Raw genomic sequence first — 22,472 nt, 5'->3', positions numbered from 1 at the left:
TTCTGAAAAAAATAAGGATGGCAAAAAAACGGGCAGCTGGACAGAACAGGATACAAAAAAATGAATTGTTTATTACACTTGCAGGGTTATATAAAGTTATTTTTGCCTGAATAATTATTTTATGAGTACAGATTTACTGCAATACAATACGAAGTATCCGTCTGTAGCGGACTTAAAGCGAAAAGCCAAAAAAAGAATTCCCAAATTTGCCTTTGATTATCTGGAGGGAGGATGTAATGATGAGCTGAATGTATGGCGTAATGAAGAAGATTTCAAGCATGTTTTTTTGATGCCTCAGTATTTAAAAAAACACAAAGGGGTAGATATGCGTACCGAATTGTTTGGCCATATTTATGACGCTCCTTTTGGTATAGCTCCTATAGGGCTGCAAGGTTTAATGTGGCCCAATGCGCCTGAAATCCTGGCTAAAGCTTCTTCAAAACATAATATCCCCTATGTATTAAGTACGGTATCAACCAGCAGCATAGAACGTATCGCAGCGCTTACAGAAGGCAGGTTTTGGTTTCAGCTATACCATCCTACAGAAAACTCACTGCGCGATGATATATTGCGTCGCCTGGATGAAGTGAATTGTCCGGTACTGGTTGTATTGATTGATGTACCTTCTTTTGGCCTGCGCTACCGGGAAATAAAAGCAGGTCTTTCTATGCCCCCCAAAAATACGGTCAGCAATTTCGTACAGGCGGCTATGCACCCTGTATGGGGTATAGAAACTTTGCGTGCGGGCATTCCGTCCTTTGCTACCTTAAAACCTTATATGAAAAAAGGGATGGATATGAAGCAACTGGGCAAGTTCATGAACGCTACATTTACCGGCCGTGTAGACGCGGATAAAGTGCAGGCGATAAGGGATAAATGGAAGGGAAAACTGGTAGTGAAAGGGGTGGTAAGCGAGCAGGATGCCGAAATATGTGCTAACATAGGGGCAGACGGAATTATTGTTTCTAATCACGGGGGTAGACAGATAGAGGCAGGGGAGTCTACTATAAAGCCACTGAAAGGTTTGGCCGAAAAATTTGGCAGTAAATATAAAGTGATGATTGACAGCGGGCTTCGGTCTGGCCCGGATATTGGCAGGTCATTGGCTTGCGGCGCCGATTTTACTTTCATGGGAAGGCCATTCATGTACGGTGTTGCAGCGCTGGGTAGAGAAGGAGGCGATCATACCATAGCCATGTTCAAAGCGCAGCTAAAACAAGTGATGGAGCAGGTATGTTGTGAGACCATAAAAGATTTTCCCGCAACGCTGATACAATAAAGACAACTACGAGATATAATATACTATTACTAAATACTGAGCAATGAACCGATCTGTGTACATTATTTCGCCATCCGCGCAAAGTGGAAAATTATTGATAAGCCTGGGGTTGATGCAGATGCTGCACCGTACCACTACCAAAATCGCCTATTTCAAGCCATTAATTGAAACGAAAGACGTTAAGGATAATCATATTGATACAATTCTTACCCATTTCAAAATAAATATGGCCTATGAAGATGCTTACGTCTTTACAAGGGCCGAATTAAGTGAGCTGGAAAACCAGGGAAAGATCAATGAGGTGTATGAGCAGATCATTAACCGTTATAAGGATCTGGAATCGAAGTTTGATTTTGTTTTGGTTGAAGGAAGTGATTTTAATGAGGAGGGATCCATTTTTGAGATAGATTTTAACGCTTCCCTGGCGCAAACGCTTGGTATTCCTGTACTACTGGTAACAAAAGATAGTTTTGAAACCACTGCCGAGCTGGTAAGCAATGCCATTGCCGAAGTACATTCCTTTATTGCTAAGGATATCAATATTATCAGCCTGTTCGTTAGCCGCTGTACCAAACAGGTGCAGGATGTAAAACAAAAGCTGGAAAGATATCTCTCCGATAAAATAGAAGTGTCTGTTATTCCTAATAATTATGAGCTTACCAAGCCCAGCATGAAGGAAATTGCAGAGCAACTGAAAGCGCATATCCTCTTTGGCGGTGATAAGCTTGAAACTATTGCTAAAACTTCTATCATAGGGGGTATGCAGTTAGGTAATTACCTGCCGCGCATGCAGGAAGATTGTGTTTGTGTGATCCCGGGAGACAGGGGAGATCTGATCGTAGGTACTGTGCTTGCCAATATGTCGCCGCAATATCCTAATGTGGCCGGCATTGTGCTTTCGGGCGGATTTTTGCCTGAGCGCTCTATTGTTAATCTGATGGATGGCACCCAGAAACCACTGCCTGTTTTAGCCGTTCCAACCGGCACTTTTGAAACAGCCAGCAAAGTAGCCAATATTAAATCACGTATTTCTCCCCGAAGCCAGTATAAGATAAAATTAAGCATCGATCTTTTTGAAGCGGCAGTGAATGCTACATCGCTGAACGAAAAGATCAACTCTGTAAAAACAGAAAGCATTACACCGCGTATGTTCCAGTATAATATGCTGGTAAACGCCAAAAAGCTGCAGCGTCATATTGTACTGCCAGAAGGAGGAGATGATCGCATTTTAACGGCTGCATCGCACCTGGCTAAAGACAAGATCGTGTACCTTACCATACTTGGAAATAATGAAGCGATCAAAGCAAAAGTTACCCAGTTGGGTTTGTATTGGGACGATTCTCGCATCAAGATCATAGATCCGGAAATGAGCGAGAAATATGAAGATTACTATCATACCCTTTATGAACTGCGTAAATCGAAAGGCCTGGAACTGACCACTGCGGCAGACCTGATGCTGGATGTTTCTTATTATGGAACGATGATGGTGCACAAAGGTGAAGCAGATGGTATGGTATCGGGTGCTGCCAACACAACAGCCCATACTATAAAACCGGCCTTACAGTTTGTAAAAACGCGGCCGGGTGTTAACACGGTTTCTTCTATATTCTTTATGTTGCTGCATGACAGGGTACTGGTTTATGGCGACTGTGCAATTGTGCCTAATCCCACAGCTGAGCAGTTGGCTGAAATAGCAATTTCATCTGCCGATTCGGCCAGGGCTTTTGGTATTGAAGTTCCTAAAGTAGCCATGTTGTCTTACTCTTCAGGTTCATCGGGCAGTGGCGAGGATGTAGAAAAAGTAAGAGCCGCTACTTTGATGGTAAAAGAAAAAAGACCGGATCTTTTAGTGGAAGGACCTATACAGTACGACGCGGCAGTTGATCCCGTGGTAGGTAAAAGCAAGCTGCCCAATTCACCTGTAGCTGGTCAGGCTAATGTGCTTATATTCCCCGATCTGAACACCGGTAACAATACGTACAAAGCTGTTCAGAGAGAAACCGGCGCCCTGGCCGTCGGACCGATGTTACAGGGCCTGAATAAGCCTATTAATGACTTGAGCCGTGGCGCTACTGTTGATGATATTTACAATACGGTTGTAATAACCGCTATCCAGTCGGCAAATAGTTAGGGAAATCGGTAAGAGCGTGCGTGCTCGTTTATCTCCCAACTATGGGGAATGCGATGCAATTTTGATAATATATATGTATAATAGTTGGCAAACAAAAAATAACAAAAATAGCAATGGAAATATTGGTTATAAATGCGGGTAGTTCATCTTTAAAATACCAGCTGATAAATGTGGAAAGTGGAAAGGTACTGGCCCGGGGACTTGCGGAACGCATTGGTATGGGAAGTGGTAATATCAGTCATACATGGACAAAGGGAGTGCAGGAGTTCAAAAAGAAGATCGATAAGGATCTGCCGGATCATAATATAGCTTTTGATATGATCTCTGAACTGTTGACCGGAGAAGAAACCGGGGTGATCAAACAGCGGGAGGATATAAAGGCAATCGGCCACCGGATAGTACATGGTGGTGAGCATCTTTCGGAAACACAGATTGTTACAGAAGATGTAAAACAAAAAATAAGAGATGTAATTCCCCTGGCGCCTTTGCACAACTTCGCCCATCTTATTGGTATTGAAGCAGCCGAAAAAACTTTTTCGAATGCGGTGCAGGTAGTTGTTTTTGATACTGCTTTTCACCAAACCATGCCGGAGAAAGCTTTCAGGTATGCTATCCCCGAAAAGTATTATAAGAAGCATGCCATACGGGCCTATGGTTTTCATGGTACCAGCCATAAGTATGTGTACGAGCAGGCGGTAAAATATCTTGAAAAGAACGATCTGAAGGCAATAACCATCCATTTGGGTAACGGCGCCAGTATGAGTGCTGTTAATGAAAACGGACAATGCGTGGAAACCAGCATGGGGCTTGGGCCCCTGGCAGGACTGATTATGGGTACCCGGTCAGGAGATATTGATCCTTCGGTCATTTTTTATATGGCTGAGGAGTTAAATATGTCGCTTACAGAAATTAAAAGCCTGCTGAACAAAGAAAGTGGTATGCTGGGACTGGCGGGCAGCAATGATGCACGGGATGTGTCAAAAGCCTATCATGAAGGAGATAAAGCTGCCATACTTTGTTATGAGATGTATACGCACCGTATCAAAAAATATATTGGTGCGTACGCAGCCGTCTTAAATGGAACCGATGCTTTGATATTTACAGCAGGCATTGGAGAGAACGATACTTTAACACGCAGTCTTTCCTGCGCCAATTTATCAGGGTTAGGAATCGTAATAGATGAGGCGGCCAATCTTTCCAAAAATCACCCTTCCGCTCCTGTAGAGATACAGACTGCCAATAGCAGGGTGAAAGTGCTTATTATTCCCACAAACGAAGAACTCGAAATTGCACATCAGACCTATGAGGTAGTGAAGAAGATGGGCTTATCATAGGTCAGAGAAGTGGTAGGAAAGGGTAGGTGAACCTATCAGATTGATGTGCTACAACGAATATACGGGCGGACTAAACTGGTTCCTGCTGTATAGCTTTTGGAGAACTGTTGTTTTGTGATTTTACATTGATGATGAAAAAAACAATAAGTAATCTGATATTAGTTTGATGATTAAAGTTTAAAAAATCAGGTTGAATATCCTGAAATATTCCGGTCGGTGAAAATCAGGATATTCAGAATCAATCTTAGTCCAGGAAAGATAATGCGGTTTGTCATACCCGTCTCCGCTAAATCCGGAACAAATTTTTTGAGTTAAATTATTGCCTGGATAAATTAATATAAAAAGCGATTCTTCTAAAATGCTATTAAGTTAAGTATATGTTTCCACGATAAGGTATCACCCGGTAGCAGACTCTTACAACAATTGACGTTTTTCACAAAATCGTTATCAGCCAAAGTATTTTTTCATTACTGACATACACCTGTCACTGCCTCAACAGAGCTTTGTTGTATTCAATCATCTAAAATGAATGTTATGAACACAACAACTACTATTGAACGTCCTGTTATCACTCCTGAAGAATTATTAGCTGCATGGCAGGGCCATAGAAAGCTTACCAGAAAAGTAATTGAGGTTTATCCGGAAAAGGACCTTTTTACTTTTTCTATTGGAGGTATGCGTCCTTTTTCTGAGCTCTGCAAGGAGATGATTGTTATTGCCGCCGGGGGTATGAAGCAGATTGTAACCGGCGTGATAACGCCGTTTGAAGATGCAATGCCGGAAGTAAAGGAAAAAGCAGATTTACTGGAAGCCTGGGACAATGCTACCGGGCAAATTAATATATACTGGAAGCAGATGACACCAGAAAAGTTTCATGAAGAAGTTAATCTTTTTGGCGAATACAAATTTCCGGCAATAGAAAACATACAGTATTTTATTGATAATGAAATCCACCATCGTGGGCAGGCATACGTTTATTTGCGGGCTTTAGGCATTGAGCCGCCTTTCTTTTGGGACAGGTATTGAGCTGGTTAATTTTCCTCACTGTTAACTGCATTGCTTTGATTAATACGCTGGGCAATATCATTTGCACATTCTTTTAACCGTAGTTTCAGGCTTTGCGGTTCAATGATATCTGCTTTATCTGCAAGCATAATGAACCATCGGATAAAATATTCGGGATTGTCGGCATATTTAAAGAGCATCTCAATTTTATCGCCAATATTTCTTTCAGATACAAAGCCGTAAAAATGACGGCTTTGTTTTATATATTTCGCAAAGGGCTTGTCTATTTCAATTTTAATAACGAGCTCCTGTTTTTCACTGCCGGGTCTCTGTAAATAAAAAGATAGCTCGCGGTGTTGAAGTTCAAAAGATTTGTTCAGCTTTACGATTTTAAAGATCCTGTCAGCCCTGAATTTCCGGTAGTCTTTGCGAAGGTGGCAATAAGCCATCAGGTACCAGTAGTCATGTTCATGATACAGCCCTATCGGTTCGATCACTCGTTCATTCGGTGCATCCGATTCAATGGACTGATAAGAAAACTGTACCTGCTTTTTGTTCGCTATGCCATACATTAACACTTCCAGCGCATTGGGAACTTCTTTATTAAACAGGTTTTCCTTAGGCTGTACCATTATTTTGGTATCCAGTTCATTTATCCAGTCTTTTTCAGCCCAGCGCAGTACCGATTTTACTTTATACATTGCCGACAGAAAGGCAGTACCTACAGATTCATCCGTAAAATGCTGCATCAGTTTTTCTGCTGCTACAAAACTCACAGCCTCATCGCGGGTAAACATTACCGGAGGTAATTTATAACCTTCTACTATGGAATAGCCTACACCTGCTTCTGAAGAAATCGGAACGCCCGATGCTTCCAGGGTCCTGATATCCCGGTAAATGGTGCGCAGGCTTACGCCAAACCGGTCGGCCAGCTCCTGCGCTTTTACAATGCGTTTGGATTGTAATTGCGTAAGAATAGCAACCACCCGGTCAAACTTTTTAGGACTTTCATCTATTTCTTCTCTGAATGACATAGCTGCAATTTATACAACAATTATAAATTATGGCAGGTTTCTGATCTTTAGTAAATTACCGGTCTCTGTTAGTATAATGCTCATAAAGCAACCGCACGATATTACAGGGTTTTACTGAGTACTTTAAAATTTATAACCTAAAGAAATACCAAAACCAACATTTTTGATATTGCCATTGGTTTGCTGCCCATTGTCTTTTGATGTTATATTAGCTATACCAAACTGGGCGTTTAGCTGAATTGAGAGGTTATTCCAGAATTCATAGCCCGCTAACAGGTTGCCACCACAGTCCAGTGGCTTACCATAGTAATCTTCATCGTCCTTTAAACGCTCCCAATCATCATCAGAAATATCATCTTTAAATTTCAACTTACCGATTTCACTTTTGCCATCATATCTCTTTTTCCATTTTCCTTCCAAACCGTAAGCAATATATGGACCCATACCTAACAATAGCCGCCCGTTTCCTGATCCAGGCTTATAAAGGAAATTAACAGGTATTTCTGCATAATAAGGAACCGTTTTATAATAATCATCCTCATCTTTATATTGAGCACCTTTTGTGCTGAATAATAACCCCGGCTGTACAGAGAACCCGCCTGCCACAGGTATATCAAAAGTAACACCTGCATGAAACCCCGGTATTAATTTATTATTTTCAATCTTCTCACCATTTTGATATTTGCCTGTAAGGTTGGAAAAATTAACACCCGCTCTTACACCTATCTGTACCTGTGCAGAGGATCTTATGGCAATTATATTTAAACAGCCGATAAGCACGCAGTAAAGCATAAACTGTATGGATTTCATAAACAATCGTTTTTTTATAGAAAAAAACATCTAAAAATAAAAAAACTTTTACGGACTTACCCAAACATGATTGATTTGAATGAAGCTCTTTCGTCAGGCGACGGCAACACTTTTTTAAAGTCTAATTGGTATTATTTATTATTGTCTGAACAGGATTAGCATAGAGTAATGCAAGGGGTTTTCGGAGCAAATACGGCAAAATGATTTCTGGATCCGTATGATATCCCGGCCAGCTGATGTTAATAGTAAAATTTTCCATTACAACAATAAAAACGACCATGAGCATAAGATACGTCTTTGGTAAATTTACCATCCGTTAAATATAAATTATTGCTCGTGAAACGATTGTTGCAGGTCATCTTCTTATTCGTCTATTTATCTGTTTCTGCCCAGACCGGTGCGGGCAGGCCCGGTAACGTTGCTCCTGATGCAAACGTATATATTGCCATATCAGGTAATGATATGAATCCTGGAACAATAGATCAACCTAAAGCTACGCTTTATGCGGCCTTGCGCCAGGTAAGGGAAATAAGGAGATTGAACGGGCCGATCCTTATGCAACCTGTTCATATTATTATACAGCCGGGCACTTATTATTTACAGGAACCTGTATTTGTAAGGACCGAAGATTCGGGCACCCCCCAAAGCCCTACTATTATCAGTGCTGCTGAAAATGCAAAAGTTATTCTAAGTGGTGGTGTCCCGATCAGCGGCTGGAAAAGGCTACATGTAGCAGTTGCCGGATTGCCAGTAAAAGCGCACGGGCGTGTATGGGTAGCCGATTTGCCGGAGGATCTTTATGGCTTGCCTCCTGTACGCCATCTATGGGTAAATCACATAAAAGCTACCAGAGCCAAATGGCCAAATGGTGATGAAATGAAACGCATTATCAGCTGGGATAAAAAAGAAGAGACCTGCCAGATTCCCGTGCCTCCCGTTTCAGTTGCAAATAGCAGTGGTGTGGAAATGTTTATTCATCAATGGTGGGAAATTGCCATTTTACGTTTAAAGCAGATAAAGATGAATGGCGACAGCGCTCAGCTCAGCTTTCGCCAGCCGGAGAGCCGCATACAAAGTGAGCACCCATGGCCGGCGCCGTGGATATCAAAAGAAACCGGTAACTCCGCTTTTTATTTATCCAACGCCATTGAATTTTTAGATGAGCCCGGCGAATGGTTCGCTGACAGGGCAGGGAAAAAGTTATACTACTGGCCGCGCCAAGGAGAAGACCTTGAAACGGATAAAGTGATAGTGCCCCTGCTCGAAAACTTAATAAATATAGAGGGCACTACTGATGAACCGGTAAAGCATATAGTTTTCAAAAATATTGCTTTTCAGCATACACGCTGGAACCGGCCTTCATTGCAGGGGCATGTGCCGCATCAGGCTGGTATGCCTATGACAGATGCCTATAAGCTAAGGCCGGCGGGAACAAAAGATAAAGTATCGCTGGAGAACCAGGCATGGATCGTAAGGCCCGAAGCTGCTGTGAAAGCGTCCTTTGGCAGCCATCTGCTTTTTGAAGACTGCTCTTTTCAGCACATAGCCTCCACAGGTCTGGATTATAACCGTGGCATACAAAACAGCGCTATCAGGGGTAACCTTTTTAAGGATATTGGCGGCACAGCAATCCTGACGGGTGTATTTGCCGATGATGGGATGGAGATCCATCTGCCTTACAACCCCAAAGATGAAAGGGTAATAACCGATGCAATCACCATTACCAACAATTTGGTTACCGATGCTACCAATGAAGATTGGGGTACTGTGGGGATAGGGCTGGGATATACCCGCAATGCGGTGGTATCGCATAACGAAATTGAGAACGTAAATTATTCAGGTATTAGCATGGGCTGGGGCTGGAGCCCTAAACCGAATGTGATGAGGAATAACAAGATCATCTCTAATAAGATCCATCATTTTGGAAAACAGAATTATGATTGTGCAGGAATTTATACTTTAAGCGCGCAACCCGGGTCGGTTATTAGTGAAAACTATATTGACAGCATTTACAAAGCTCCTTATGCCCACCTTCCATCCCATTGGTTTTATCTATACACCGATGAGGGATCTTCTTACATCACCATAAAGAATAACTGGACGGCTTCTCAAAAATACTTACAGAATAATAACGGCCCGGGGAATGAATGGATCAATAATGGCCCGCAGGTAGATATAAAGATAAAACAAAATGCAGGGCTGCAGCCGGCTTATCATCACCTGCTGAAAGAAACAACGTACCGGCAGGTAAAGCAGCCCATTAATACAGATCATGAAGAGCTGGTAGAAATAGTAGCGACTAAAGGAAAGCTGAACATAACGAAGCTGAAGGATTTTTTACGGCAGAACCATATCAGCCCTAACAGTATTTACAGGTGGAAAGACCGCTATGTTATTTTTGATAAGATCCAGGACCTCTCTGTATTTGAAGGCCGGCTGAGAAAAGCATTTCCCGGACTTACCGTAAGACCTTATTATGATATGTATTACCGGTTCGACCGGGGCCGTTGCGGCGATACTTCAACAGCCGGGCAATGGAAGCACATTATTTTAACGGCCAACCTGGTAGCTGATGCACAGAAGCAAAAGGAGTATTTAAAGTATCATGCAGCACAGTTTGAAGAATGGCCCGAAGTGGCTAAGGGCTTTTGTAATGCCGGTTTTCAGCGGTTAATGATGTTTCGCAACGGAAGGCAGCTCATGCTTATTATAAGTATACCCAGAGGGAAAACCCTGGATGAGCTGAATCCCAAAACAGTGGAAAATAACCCGCGTGTAAAAGAGTGGAATAGATTAATGGCCCAATACCAGGAAGGTATCTCGGGAACAAAAAAGGGAACGGTTTGGGTGTTTTTAGAAAAAGTCCATAAACCATAGTCTATAGGGCTATCGGCAAATGATTTAATTGCTAAATAACAGGCGAATGTTAAATATTGGTATCCTCGGTTTGGGTGAAGGGCGAAGCACTATCAGCGCTGTTTTGCAAAGTAAAAAATTGCGGTTAAAAATGCTTTGTGATGTGAGTGAAGAAATGTGCCGGCAACGTTGTAAGGAGTTTGATTTTGACCATTATACCACGAGGTATGAAGACGTACTGAATGATACCGATATAGATATTATTGCTATTTATACGCCGGATCATTTACATGCAGCTCATGTGAGCCAGGCATTGAAACATGGAAAGCATGTGGTTTGCACCAAGCCGTTCATTGACGACCTCGAAGATGCAAAAGCCTTGATGGACTTGCAGCAGCAAACAGGGAAGAAGGTTTTTATAGGGCAAAGCTCCCGTTTTTTTGAACCGGCAAAACGCCAGCGCAAAGATTTTGAAGCCGGTGAAATAGGAGATTTGATTACAGTGGAAAGCCATTATCATGCCGATCACCGTTGGTTCCTGGAAAAGAAATGGGCATTGGAAGATGCTTTTAAATGGCTGTATGGCGGTTTAAGCCATCCTGTAGATTTTATCAGGTGGTATTTGCCGGATATACAAGAAGTAATGGGATATGGTATGATCAGCGCTAACGGCAAGAAAGCCGGATTGAAGCATGAAGATACCATGCATTTTATTTTTAAAGCAATGGATGGCCGTATTGCCCGTGTAAGCGGGGTATATACATCACCCATTCAGCCGGCTTACAGGGAAAGCGGGATGAGCACGGTATTGCGCGGAACGAAAGGCGCCAGCCAGGCTGACTATCATGAATTACGTTATGCAATTACCGACAAAACAGGGGAAGAAAAAATAATAACATGGGGAGAGGGTGCGTTAAAGCATTATTTCCGTTTTGAAGGCCAAAGCCACCATGCAGGCGAGTACCAGAATTATTTAGAATACTTTGCCGATTCCATAGAACAGGACTTCACCGCTTATCCTGACATGTCGGAAGGTATCGGAACAATAGCGTTGTTACAGGCAATGGATGAGAGCCTGAAAACAGGAAAGCCGGTGAAGGTAAAGGAGGTACTGGAAAGATACAACCTGGAGCTGGATTTATAAAGACGATGGGTGCATTACAGGTAGTCATGGTCGTCATGCCGACTAAAGGATTTTCGGTGCCAAATCAATGAGGTAATGGCAAAAAAGAATCGTCACTTTGAGCGGAACCCGCCAAAGGCGGGAAAAGCCTAAAAGTCTCCTGAATTGAGGAGATCCCTATCCAGCTTCGCAGGTATCGGAATGACGTATAACAAGGGGATTTGCTCCGTGCGACAATTTGAAATACTTAATAAGGCGATGGAAGACGGCTCGTATACCATAAGTTTATAACTTATGTCTTTGGCTCTTTGTGAAAAATTATTCTTTTGGATCAGTCTCTTGCGTGGGAATTGGCTGATTAAATAAAACAATACGTGAACAATATTTTATCAAAACTTCAAACTATTGATTATATAATAGTCGCAGTGTATCTGGTGATACTGCTATATATTGGCTATAGGGCGAGTTTTGGCAGCAAAAAGAAGTCTGATGAAACATTGTTCCTGGCAGGCAGGTCGCTCAACTGGTATAACATTGGCTTTAACATGTGGGGTACCAATGTCGGGCCTTCTATGTTGCTGGCTTTTGCCAGCATTGGCTATGCCACCGGCATTGTAGCCGGTAATTTTGAATGGTATGCCTTTGTGTTCCTGTTACTGCTGGCACTGGTGTTTGCGCCACGCTACCTTGTTAGTAATGCTACCACCATGCCCGAGTTTATGGGGCAGCGGTTTGGCGACAGTACCCGCAATATACTGGCCTGGTATGCACTGGTTAAAATGCTGATATCCTGGTTGTCATTGGGCCTATTTGCCGGGGGATTTTTGGTGCGGCAGATTTTAGGTATTCCTATGTGGCAATCGGTTATTGTGCTGGTACTGTTTGCAGGCTTGTTTGTTTTTGTCGGCGGACTGAAAGCCATTGCAAGAGTGAATGTGTTTCAGATGATCCTGCTGATCGCAGTTTCATTTCTATTATGCATCCTGGGCATACAGAAAGTAGGTGGCATACAGGCATTGATCGGTAATGCTCCCGAAGGCTACTGGCGCCTCGTGAAGCCTGCCTCAGATACTTCCTATCCCTGGCCTGCAATTTTGCTGGGTTATCCTGTTTCGGCCATTGCTTTCTTTTGTACCGATCAGGCCATGGTACAATCGGTATTGGGCGCGAGGAACCTTGAGCAGGGACAGCTGGGCGTAAGCTTTATCGGGTGGCTGAAAATCTTATCGCTGCCGTTGTTCATTCTTCCCGGGATTGTTTGTTTTCAGCTGTTTCCCGACCTTTCAAGCCCCGATCTGGCTTATATGACACTGGTAACGAATCTTTTTCCTGCAGGACTAAATGGGTTGGTAATCGTTGTGCTGATTGCGGTGCTGGTAGGTACTATTGGTTCTTCACTGAATGCTTTAAGCACAGTATTTACAACCGATATATACGTAAAAAATATCAATCCGGCAGCCAGTAACCGGCAGATCATCAAAATCGGCCGTATTACCGTACTGGCCGGGTGCTTCTTTGCTATACTCATGGCATTGGCTATCGACAGTATTAAGGGTTTGAATTTATTTGATGTGTTTCAAGCCGTATTGGGCTTTATTGCACCTTCATTGGCTGTGGTATTTTTGCTGGCTGTTTTCTGGAAGAAAACAACCAGGCTTGCTGTGAACTTCACTTTGTCGTGGGGCTCTTTTATCAGCCTGGGCACCGGCGTTTTGTATTTGTGGGTATTCCCCTCAAAAGAATATTATTTCTGGCCGCATTATTTAATGTTGTCGTTCCTGATTTTTGCTTTGCTCATGGTACTGGCGGTCATTATTTCACTATTAGATAAAAACGGTGTAAGAGGTGCCATGATCCGTAAACATGATCTGCCCAGGCCCACCCGCAGGGTGAAGGCCGTTTGGGGCGCATTGGTTCTTGTAATGATCACTTTGTATATAATATTTCATTAAATAATGCATTTGAAAAATGTTTTTATGAAGTCAACTTTAGAATATATGCCGTCAGTCTCACCTCCCTGTCCGGTAGGCAGGCGTTGCACGCTTATGCGAAAAAATATAGCTGGTCAGCAGATACTTCGCTATGGCCTGGTTATGTTATTCTTTCTTTGGGGGTTAGGAGGCCATGCTCAAACCTGGATCTGGTATCCCGGTGATTATGAAATATGGCTATCCAACCAGATGCAAAACCGCCGTACCGAGCGGGGCGTGTTCTTTCCTGTATTCTGGAAAATAGATAATCATTATCCGCTGATAGATTTTCACAAGGTATTTGACCTTGCGGTTCCGGAAGAAGTAGAGATCCGCGTACAGGGACAGTACAATGTAAAGCTGGACGGAAAGGCGTTGGAAGGTTACCCGGAAAAGATCGTTGTTCCCGCTGGAAAACATAAGATCAACATTAAAGTGTTCAACCAGCGCGAAGTGCCCGCCATCTTTGTAAAAGGAAATAAGGTAGTAAGCGATAACACCTGGCTGGTAACTTTTGAAGATAAAGAATGGATCGATGAGACCGGCAAAACCTCTGATATATCCACTACCAAATGGATGAATGCTGGTGCGTGGAACTTTAATGAAGCAGCACAATTACCATCAGCATTTAAGCTGCCTGTAAAGCCGCTTGAAGCTGTAAGTGCTGTCAAAAATACTAATAATACATTGGTGGATTTTGGAAAAGAAACCTTCGGTTATATAAAGTTACATCATTTAAAAGGAAAGGGCAAACTGGCATTGTACTATGGCGAAAGCACGGAAGAAGCGGTTGATACCGCGCATACCGAAACCTACGATAAGCTCAATATCGATCAGCCGGGCGGCGATTATACACTGAATCTTTCCAAAGCTTTCAGGTTTGTAAATATTATTGCCGATCCTTCTGTCAGTTTCGACAAAGTATCGATGTTGTATGAGTATGCCGATCTGCAGGATAAGGGTTCGTTTAAATGCAGTGATGACGAGATGAATAAAATTTACGAAGTAGCTAAATACACTTTTCATTTAAGCACCAAAGAGTTTTTTATAGATGGTATTAAACGGGATCGCTGGATATGGAGCGGGGATGCCTACCAGAGCTACCTGATGAATTATTATTTAACCAACGATAACGAAACAGTGAAACGCACCACGCTGGCACTTCGGGGGAAAGACCCGGTAACCAGCCATATCAATACCATTATGGATTATACTTTGTACTGGTTTTTAGGTGTATATGATTATTATTTATATAGTGGCGATGAAGCTTTTGTGAAGGATAATTACGACAGGATGAAATCACTGATGAGCTATGTGTTGGGCCGTACCAATAAGTATGGTTTGCTGGAGGGCCTGGCGGGGGATTGGGTATTCATTGATTGGGCAGAAGGCTTGAGCAAGCAGGGAGCAGTAAGCTTTGAACAACTGTTATTTGCACGCAGCCTGGAAACAATGGCTTTGGTGGCTAGCCTGGTGAACGAAAAAGAAGATGCTGCTAACTATGCAAAGCTGGCTGAGGGTGTAAAACAAAAGCTATTTGGTCTTTATTGGAACGAACAAAAGCAGGCCATTGTGCATAGCTATGTAAATGGCAAACCAACGGATCATGTAACGCGTTATACGAATATGTTCGCTATTTTCTTTGATTACTTCAACGCCGACCAGAAGAAAAATATTTTACACTCGGTTTTATTAAACGATAAGGTACCACCGATTACAACGCCTTATATGCGCTTCTACGAAATGGAAGCATTATGCGCATTGGGCGAGCAAAACTATGTGACCCAAGAAATGAAATCCTATTGGGGTGGCATGTTAAAGCTGGGCGCTACTTCTTTCTGGGAAGAGTATAACCCCAAAAAATCAGGCGCTGACCATTACGCTATGTATGGCAGGAAATATGGTAAAAGCCTTTGCCATGCCTGGGGCGCCAGCCCGCTGTATTTGCTGGGCAAATATTACCTGGGTGTTAAGCCAACAGGTGCTGGCTACAGCACTTATACGATCGAGCCGGCCTTGGGCGGGTTAAAATGGATGGAAGGCAAAGTGCCCACACCGGCTGGTAATATCGAAATGTATTGCAGCACAAATAATCTTAAGATTTCCTCACCTGTAGGGTTGGGTAAATTAGTATTGAAAAGTAAAAGGAAGCCCAAATGCCGGGAAGGAAACTTTGTGAATAAGGGTAATAGCGTGTATGAGCTGGATATTGAAAAAAATAAGCAATATAATATTATGTACCAGTCATTGTAGTGCAATAAGGGAATGAAATATAATCAATATCGTCATCCTCCCTCCCAAGCCAGAGGAATAGGAGATCTCTCCCAATTCAGAAAATCTCGACCGGAGGGAGAAATGACGTAAGGTTCACTTGCAGCCGGGTGTCTCATAAAGCATCGTACGCTGCCCGTAGAGCCGGCGCCTTATAAAATATTCTTTAAATGAAAATAATGAAAGATTTAAAAAGCATTTTACTATTTGCGGGATTAGTGTGCAATGCCTTTGCACAGTCACAAACCGCATTGATCAATACTTCGCAGAGCAGGTATGCGAGGTTATCCGGTGTGGGTTTGGGCGACGTACATTTTTCCGGCGGTTTCTGGAAGGAGCGTTTTGACGTGGCAAAAAACGAAATGGTACCAACGCTTTGGCGAACCTACACCAGCGATACCATCTGTTATTCTTTTCAGAACTTTAAAGTAGCGGCAGGTTTGCAGGAGGGGCGTTTCAGGGGACCCTCTTTTCATGACGGGGATTTTTACAAAGCACTGGAAGCATTAGCTGCCATGTATGCCGTAACAAAAGATAAGCAGCTGGATATATGGCTGGACGAAGCTATAACTGTCATTGGCAGGGCTCAAAGGCCTGATGGATATATTTATACCAAAAATATCATCGAGCAAAAGCAGTCTGGTGAGGATAAAATGTTTGATGACAGGCTGAGTTTTGAAGCATATAATTTCGGGCATCTAATGACTGCCGGATGTGTGCATTATCGTGCTACCGGCAAAAAAACGCTGCTGGATATAGCCACCAGGGCTGCTGATTTCCTGATAGGCTTTTATAATGCTGCCACGCCAGAGCAGGCGCGCAATGCTATTTGCCCTTCTCATTACATGGGCCTTGCCGAGCTGTATCGCACTACGCAGCAAAAAAGATACCTGGATCTTTTAGTTAAGCTGGTTGATATACGGGGCACAGTTGAAGGAACTGATGATAATAGTGATCGCGCTCCTTTCAGGGATATGCAAAAAATTGTAGGGCATGCCGTACGGGCTAACTATTTAATGGCCGGTGTTGCAGATCTGTATGCCGAAAACGGGGATGCTACCCTTAAAACTACTTTAGACCGCCTTTGGGACAATGTAATTCTTACTAAAATGTATGTAACAGGTGGCTGTGGTGCCTTGTATGAAGGGGTTTCGGTAGATGGTACTTCCTATAAACCGGATTCTGTGCAACGCGTACATCAATCTTATGGAAGAGATTTCCAGTTGCCGAATTTTTCTGCGCATAATGAAACCTGCGCCAATATAGGTAATGTGCTTTGGAATTATCGCATGTTCCTGCTTACCGGTGAAGAGCGCTATATGGATATTGTGGAGCTTGCTTTATTCAACAGCGTGCTGAGTGGTGTAAGTATGGATGGTAAAGATTATTTTTATACGAATCCTCTGGCACATACTTTAAACTATCCTTATAAATTGCGCTGGTCTGGCGGGCGTATTCCTTATATAAAGATCTCTAATTGCTGCCCGCCTAATGTAGTACGCACTATGGCCGAGGCCGGGGATTATATGTATAGCGTTGGGAAAGACGGGCTGTATATTAATATTTTTAGCGGTAATAATATCAATACAAAACTGGCAGATGGTAGTGCCATAGCCTTAGCGCAACGCACCGAATATCCCTGGAATGGTAAAGTTAGTATGACGCTTACGCAAGTGCCAGGCAAAGCATTTGCATTGCATGTACGCATACCTGGTTGGTGCAAGGGAGCTACTGTTAATTGGGATGGAAAAATACAAAAAGTTACCGGTGGCCAATATATTACCCTGGGCAAAAAATGGAAAAAGGGTGAAAAAGTAGAGTTGGAGATGGAGATGCCCGTAACCTTACTGGCATCTAATCCTTTGGTAGAAGAAACACGCAACCAGGTGGCTGTAAAGCGCGGACCTGTTGTGTATTGCATTGAATCTCCCGATTTACCCGGCAAAAATATTTTTGATGTGGTACTGCCGGCAACTGCTGATCTTAAACCGGTGCCGATGAAAATAGGTAATGGCAATGTTATGGCGCTGAAGGGAGATCTGAAATTGCTGAGCAGCGAAAACTGGAACGGAAGTCTGTATAAAGAAGTAAATACATTCTTACAGCCGGTGCCGGTAAAGCTGATACCTTATTTTGCCTGGGCAAATCGGGGTCAGTCCGATATGTCTGTATGGATGCCGTTGATGCGATGAAAACTTTACAAAGCTTTGCAATGGACGGGGAATGCTTACACGATATCCTTTGCTGGGAATAGAGATCCCCTGTATGAATATCAGCGGAAGTATATTAGTTAATTACTGGCGGCGCAGGCCGGTTATAAATAAACAGAATGGAGCTCAAAATGGAAACAATTAATAATTTTTCAGTTTATACAGCAAAAACAGCGTTAAATAAACCTATTGCAGATGCTACACACACACTTACAGAAATATCGTTTATGATATTAAGATTGCATCTGCAAAGTGGTATTATAGGTGAATCTTATCTTTTGAGCTTTCAATATAGCCCCCAGGCTATTGCCGGTGCGCTGAAAGATATCGCGGCAATGACTATTGGGGAAAAGGTATACGATACAGTGGCTGTTTATAAAAAAATAGATACAGCGAATGAGTATTTTGGCAATGAAGGGATTAACCGGTGGGCGCAGGCTGCTGTGAATATTGCGATGTGGGATGCCTGGGCAAAAACCTTGCAACAGCCCATATGGAAGGTTTTAGGCGCTAATCATTTTAAAGTACCTGTGTATGGCAGCGGCGGCTGGTTGTCTTATACTGCCGAGGAACTGATAGATGAAGTAAGCCGCTACAAAAAGCGTGGCTTTAACGCGGTAAAAATAAAAGTAGGCAAGCCCGACTGGAAAGAAGACCTGGAGCGATTGGCCAAAGTAAGGGAAGCAGTAGGAAAAGGCATTGGTATCATGATGGATGCCAACCAGGGGATGACGGTACCCAATGCTTTGCAATTAGCACGCGCGGCACACAGTCTGCATATCCACTGGTTTGAGGAACCCATTGATCATACGGATTTTCAGGGATACCAGTTATTGAAAAACCAGGCAGGCATTTCATTGGCTATGGGAGAGCGGGAGTATTCGACGCTTCCTTTGAGAGAACTGATTAAACTGAATGCGATTGATATCTGGCAGCCGGATATATTGAGGTTGGGCGGAGTAGAAGCATGGCGCAATAGCGCCGCGCTGGCGCTGGCACACCATATTCCTGTGCTGCCGCATTATTATAAAGACTATGATGTGCCTTTGCTTTGCACGGTTTCTAACGGCGCTGGTGCAGAATCCTTCGATTGGATCGATCCGCTGATCAATCATCCGCTTGTTATCGAAAATGGTTTTGCTGTTCCGCATAACAGGCCGGGATGGGGTTTTTCATTTAAAGATGAGTATTTAACAGAGATATGATGAGAATTATAATTATCGCATTATTATTGATTACAGGTAATGCATGCGCATTGGCGCAGCTGGTAGATAAAACACCGGCGGCAGTTCCTAACGCACCTGAAGTATATAATACGGAACCTTATGAAGATCCCCTGGTAAGCGGTATTAACAGAGATCCCTCAAGAGCTACTGCGTACTCCTACTCAAGTGTTGCCGAAGCGCTTTCCAAAAGCAGGGAGCAAAGCGGCCGGTACCTGTCGCTTAACGGGGATTGGGATTTCAGCTTTGCACTAAAGCCTGGGGATCAACCTAAAGATTTCTATAAGCAAAAAGTTTCGGGCTGGAAGAAGATCGCTGTTCCTTCTAACTGGGAAATGCAGGGGTATGATAAGCCCATTTATAAAAGTGCGGTGTATCCGTTCCGCCCGGTTAATCCGCCTTTTGTGCCCAAAGATTATAATGGGGTGGGTTGCTATCAGCGCTCTTTTACTGTTCCTACAGACTGGAAGGATAAGAATATCACTTTACATTTTGGTGGTGTAAGCTCGGCGTACAAGGTTTGGGTTAACGGTAAATTCTTAGGCTATGGAGAAGATAGCTTCCTTTCGTCAGAGTTTAATATAACGCCCTACTTGCAGGATGGTGAGAATATTGTTTCAGTTTGGGTGATCCGCTGGAGCGATGGGAGTTTCCTCGAAGACCAGGATCAGTGGCGTTTAAGCGGTATTCATCGTGAAGTGTATTTAATGGCCGAGCCGAAATTGCGTATTGCTGATTTTTTCTATCAAACTAAGCTGGATAAGGAATATAAAGATGCCGTATTAAGCATTCGCCCCCGGCTGGAAAACCTTACAGGTAAAGAAGTGCCGGGCTTTGTGGTAAAAGTGCAGTTGTATGATGCAGACAATAAAGCGGTTTTAAAAGATGCCTTAAAAATAACGGCTGATGCTATTATTAATGAAATTCACCCACGCCTCGACAGGGTGAAATTTGGTTTGCTGGAAACAATAATTACCCATCCTAAAAAATGGAGCACAGAAGATCCCAATTTATATACTTTGGTGCTGAGCCTGGAAGATAGTACAGGAAATATATGGGAAGCTAAAAGCTGTAAGCTGGGTTTCAGAAGTATAGAATTTAGAAAGTCAGACAGCAAGCTTTTGATTAACGGGAAAGAAACTTATTTATATGGTGTGAACCGGCCCGATCATCATCCTGAAAAAGGGAAGGCATTGTTAAGAGCGGATATTTTGCAGGATGTGAAGACCATTAAGCAGTTTAATTTTAACTGTATCCGTTTAAGCCATTATCCCAGCGATCCCTATTTGTTAGACCTGTGCGATCAAATGGGTATTATGGTAATAGATGAGGCCAATCATGAAACACATGGCCTGGGAGGAAAGCTCGATCATGATCCCCGCTGGACGGCAGCGTATATAGAACGTGTTTCCAGGATGGCGCTGCGGGATAAGAATCATCCGTCCATTATTATGTGGAGCCTGGGCAACGAAGCAGGCAGCGGCCCCAATCATGCGGCTATGGCGGGCTGGATAAAGGATTTTGATATCACCCGCCCGCTGCATTATGAGCCTGCAATGGGCAGTCCGAAAGAAGAAGGGTATATTAATCCCTCAGACCCCCGTTACCTGAAAGCAAACGATCATTCGCATCGTATACAAAACCCAAAGGATCAATACTATATTGATGTGATCAGCCGGATGTACCCGGCATTATACACTGCGCCGCTGCTGGTGAATCAGCAGAATGGAGATAACAGGCCGATATTCTTTTGCGAATATGCACATGCGATGGGTAATAGCGCCGGCAACCTGAAAGATTTCTGGGATCAGTGGCGTAGCCTGCCCCGGGTAATAGGGGGGTGCATTTGGGAGTATAAAGACCAGGGGCTAACGAAGTATGATGTTGCTACCGGTAAACCTTATTACGCTTATGGCGGTGATTTTGGTGAAAGATATTTTGACAACTTTACAATTAAGGGAATTGTTGCTGCAGATGGAAGGCCTAAAGCGGCCATGTACGAATGTAAACGGATATTTCAACCGGTTCAATGCGAATGGGCCGATGCTGCAAGAGGTTTGATAAAGGTAAGTAACCTTAGCCCGGTTAAGAATGTGGCAGCATACCAGGCATTGCTGCTGATCAGGGAAAACGGAGCAGTAGTGGCTACACACACTTTGCCGGCGGTTTCATTAGCACCAGGTGATTCAGCCGTCATAGATATCAAAAAATATTATCCCAGGTTTAAAAAACGCAAAGAGTATCATGCTGATATTATTTTTCAAACCAAAGAAGATACTCCCTGGGCCGATAAAGGCTTTGTAATAGCAAGCAACCAATTATCCTTAACACCTTTAGTAGAGCAACATCTTGTAATGAATGCAGTTACTTTTACAGAAACCGCTTCATCCTTTATTGCTCAGTCTAAAGGAGCAGTTGTTGTGATTGATAAAGAAAGCGGTGCTTTATCATCGTATAAAAAGAACAGTGAAGAGCTGCTTACCCATCCTTTACTACTGCACTTTACGCGCCCGCAAACTGATAATGACCGGCGCGGCTGGAAAACGCAGAGAGTGTTAAGACAGTGGTACGAAAATGAACCGGTACTGCGATCAGTAAAACCGGCCATTGTTGATAGACTGAATGGTATATTAAGCACTTATACTTTGATCAGCGACAGTGTACAGGTAACCGTTTTTTATGCAGTAGATAAAGAGGGCTCAGTAAAAGTAAATTATACATTGGAGGCCGATCCCGGTTTGCCCAATCTGCCTAAAATAGGTATGCAGGGCGGTATCAATAACAATTTTACGCAGGTAAGATATTTTGGTAAAGGCCCTCTTGAAAATTATATTGACCGAAATTATGGTTTTGATGCCGGCTTATACCAGTCTTCTCTTGATGCCTTTATGGAGCCTTATGTAGTGCCGCAGGAAAATGGCAACCGCACGGATGTCCGCTGGATGAGTTTTCAGCATCCCAAAGGCAAACCGGGCCTGATAGTGATAGCTGATAGTCTTTTGAGTATCAGCGCCTGGCCTTACACAGAAAAGAATATTACAGATGCAAAGCATACCTATAATTTAAAGAATGAGGGTTTTATTACGTTAAATATAGACCTGAAGCAAATGGGAGTAGGTGGCAACGATAGCTGGAGCGAAGTAGCAGCACCATTAGAACAATACCAGTTAAAGCCGGGAAAATATAGTTATAGTTTTTATATTCGGGCCATCAAAGATTAATAACG

General features: G+C 43.1%; 14 protein-coding genes. 11 read left to right on the top strand and 3 right to left on the bottom strand.

Features of this window, described 5'->3' with window-relative positions; all coding sequences use genetic code 11:
- The first annotated feature begins 121 nt into the window (after positions 1-121).
- The 3 genes from ACYVBM_RS06340 (at position 122) to ACYVBM_RS06330 (ending at position 4,744) form a co-directional block, all read left to right on the top strand.
- Positions 122-1,279, top strand: a complete 1,158-nt coding sequence (locus tag ACYVBM_RS06340) for an alpha-hydroxy acid oxidase (protein WP_460684790.1) — start codon at positions 122-124, stop codon at positions 1,277-1,279.
- 43 nt (positions 1,280-1,322) lie between these two features.
- Positions 1,323-3,410, top strand: a complete 2,088-nt coding sequence (gene pta / locus ACYVBM_RS06335; protein WP_460684789.1) for a phosphate acetyltransferase — start codon at positions 1,323-1,325, stop codon at positions 3,408-3,410.
- A 113-nt stretch (positions 3,411-3,523) separates the two neighbouring features.
- Positions 3,524-4,744, top strand: coding sequence for an acetate/propionate family kinase (locus ACYVBM_RS06330; protein ID WP_460684788.1), 1,221 nt, complete (start codon positions 3,524-3,526; stop codon positions 4,742-4,744).
- 177 nt (positions 4,745-4,921) lie between these two features.
- On the opposite strand, the gene ACYVBM_RS06325 is transcribed toward ACYVBM_RS06330, so the two are convergent.
- Positions 4,922-5,047, bottom strand: a complete 126-nt coding sequence (locus tag ACYVBM_RS06325) for a carbohydrate-binding family 9-like protein (RefSeq protein WP_460684885.1) — start codon at positions 5,045-5,047, stop codon at positions 4,922-4,924.
- A gap of 231 nt (positions 5,048-5,278) precedes the next feature.
- Between ACYVBM_RS06325 and ACYVBM_RS06320 the strand changes: the two genes are divergently transcribed.
- Positions 5,279-5,770, top strand: coding sequence for a DinB family protein (locus ACYVBM_RS06320; protein ID WP_460684787.1), 492 nt, complete (start codon positions 5,279-5,281; stop codon positions 5,768-5,770).
- Between the two features lie 5 nt (positions 5,771-5,775).
- Here ACYVBM_RS06320 and ACYVBM_RS06315 read toward each other — a convergent pair whose 3' ends face one another.
- Together ACYVBM_RS06315 and ACYVBM_RS06310 are read right to left on the bottom strand one after the other, a co-directional pair.
- Positions 5,776-6,783, bottom strand: a complete 1,008-nt coding sequence (locus ACYVBM_RS06315; RefSeq protein WP_460684786.1) for a helix-turn-helix transcriptional regulator — start codon at positions 6,781-6,783, stop codon at positions 5,776-5,778.
- A gap of 123 nt (positions 6,784-6,906) precedes the next feature.
- Positions 6,907-7,593 carry a porin family protein gene (locus ACYVBM_RS06310; RefSeq protein WP_460684785.1) on the bottom strand — a complete coding sequence of 229 codons (687 nt, stop codon included), beginning with the start codon at positions 7,591-7,593 and terminating at the stop codon, positions 6,907-6,909.
- Between the two features lie 336 nt (positions 7,594-7,929).
- Here ACYVBM_RS06310 and ACYVBM_RS06305 point away from each other — a divergent pair, with 336 nt between their 5' ends.
- From ACYVBM_RS06305 to ACYVBM_RS06275, 7 genes are all read left to right on the top strand, one after another.
- The gene (locus ACYVBM_RS06305) at positions 7,930-10,470 is read left to right on the top strand and encodes an L-rhamnose mutarotase (RefSeq protein ID WP_460684784.1); all 2,541 of its coding nucleotides are present in this window, start codon (positions 7,930-7,932) and stop codon (positions 10,468-10,470) included.
- Between the two features lie 46 nt (positions 10,471-10,516).
- Positions 10,517-11,593 carry a Gfo/Idh/MocA family protein gene (locus ACYVBM_RS06300; RefSeq protein ID WP_460684783.1) on the top strand — a complete coding sequence of 359 codons (1,077 nt, stop codon included), beginning with the start codon at positions 10,517-10,519 and terminating at the stop codon, positions 11,591-11,593.
- A 353-nt stretch (positions 11,594-11,946) separates the two neighbouring features.
- Positions 11,947-13,524, top strand: a complete 1,578-nt coding sequence (locus ACYVBM_RS06295) for a sodium:solute symporter family transporter (RefSeq protein ID WP_460684782.1) — start codon at positions 11,947-11,949, stop codon at positions 13,522-13,524.
- A gap of 24 nt (positions 13,525-13,548) precedes the next feature.
- Positions 13,549-15,795, top strand: coding sequence for an alpha-L-rhamnosidase-related protein (locus ACYVBM_RS06290; RefSeq protein WP_460684781.1), 2,247 nt, complete (start codon positions 13,549-13,551; stop codon positions 15,793-15,795).
- 197 nt (positions 15,796-15,992) lie between these two features.
- Positions 15,993-18,005, top strand: a complete 2,013-nt coding sequence (locus tag ACYVBM_RS06285) for an aceric acid hydrolase (RefSeq protein ID WP_460684780.1) — start codon at positions 15,993-15,995, stop codon at positions 18,003-18,005.
- A 149-nt stretch (positions 18,006-18,154) separates the two neighbouring features.
- Positions 18,155-19,228, top strand: coding sequence for a mandelate racemase/muconate lactonizing enzyme family protein (locus tag ACYVBM_RS06280; RefSeq protein ID WP_460684779.1), 1,074 nt, complete (start codon positions 18,155-18,157; stop codon positions 19,226-19,228).
- Positions 19,225-22,467: a glycoside hydrolase family 2 TIM barrel-domain containing protein gene (locus tag ACYVBM_RS06275; protein WP_460684778.1), complete on the top strand. Its 3,243-nt coding sequence runs from the start codon at positions 19,225-19,227 to the stop codon at positions 22,465-22,467. Before ACYVBM_RS06280 ends, ACYVBM_RS06275 begins: the two co-directional genes overlap by 4 nt.
- Positions 22,468-22,472: the final 5 nt, after the last annotated feature.

The sequence above is a fragment of the Niabella aquatica genome, assembly GCF_054779315.1.
Note: the sequence above shows the minus strand (reverse complement) of the source record. Positions and strands in the feature narration are given on the sequence as shown.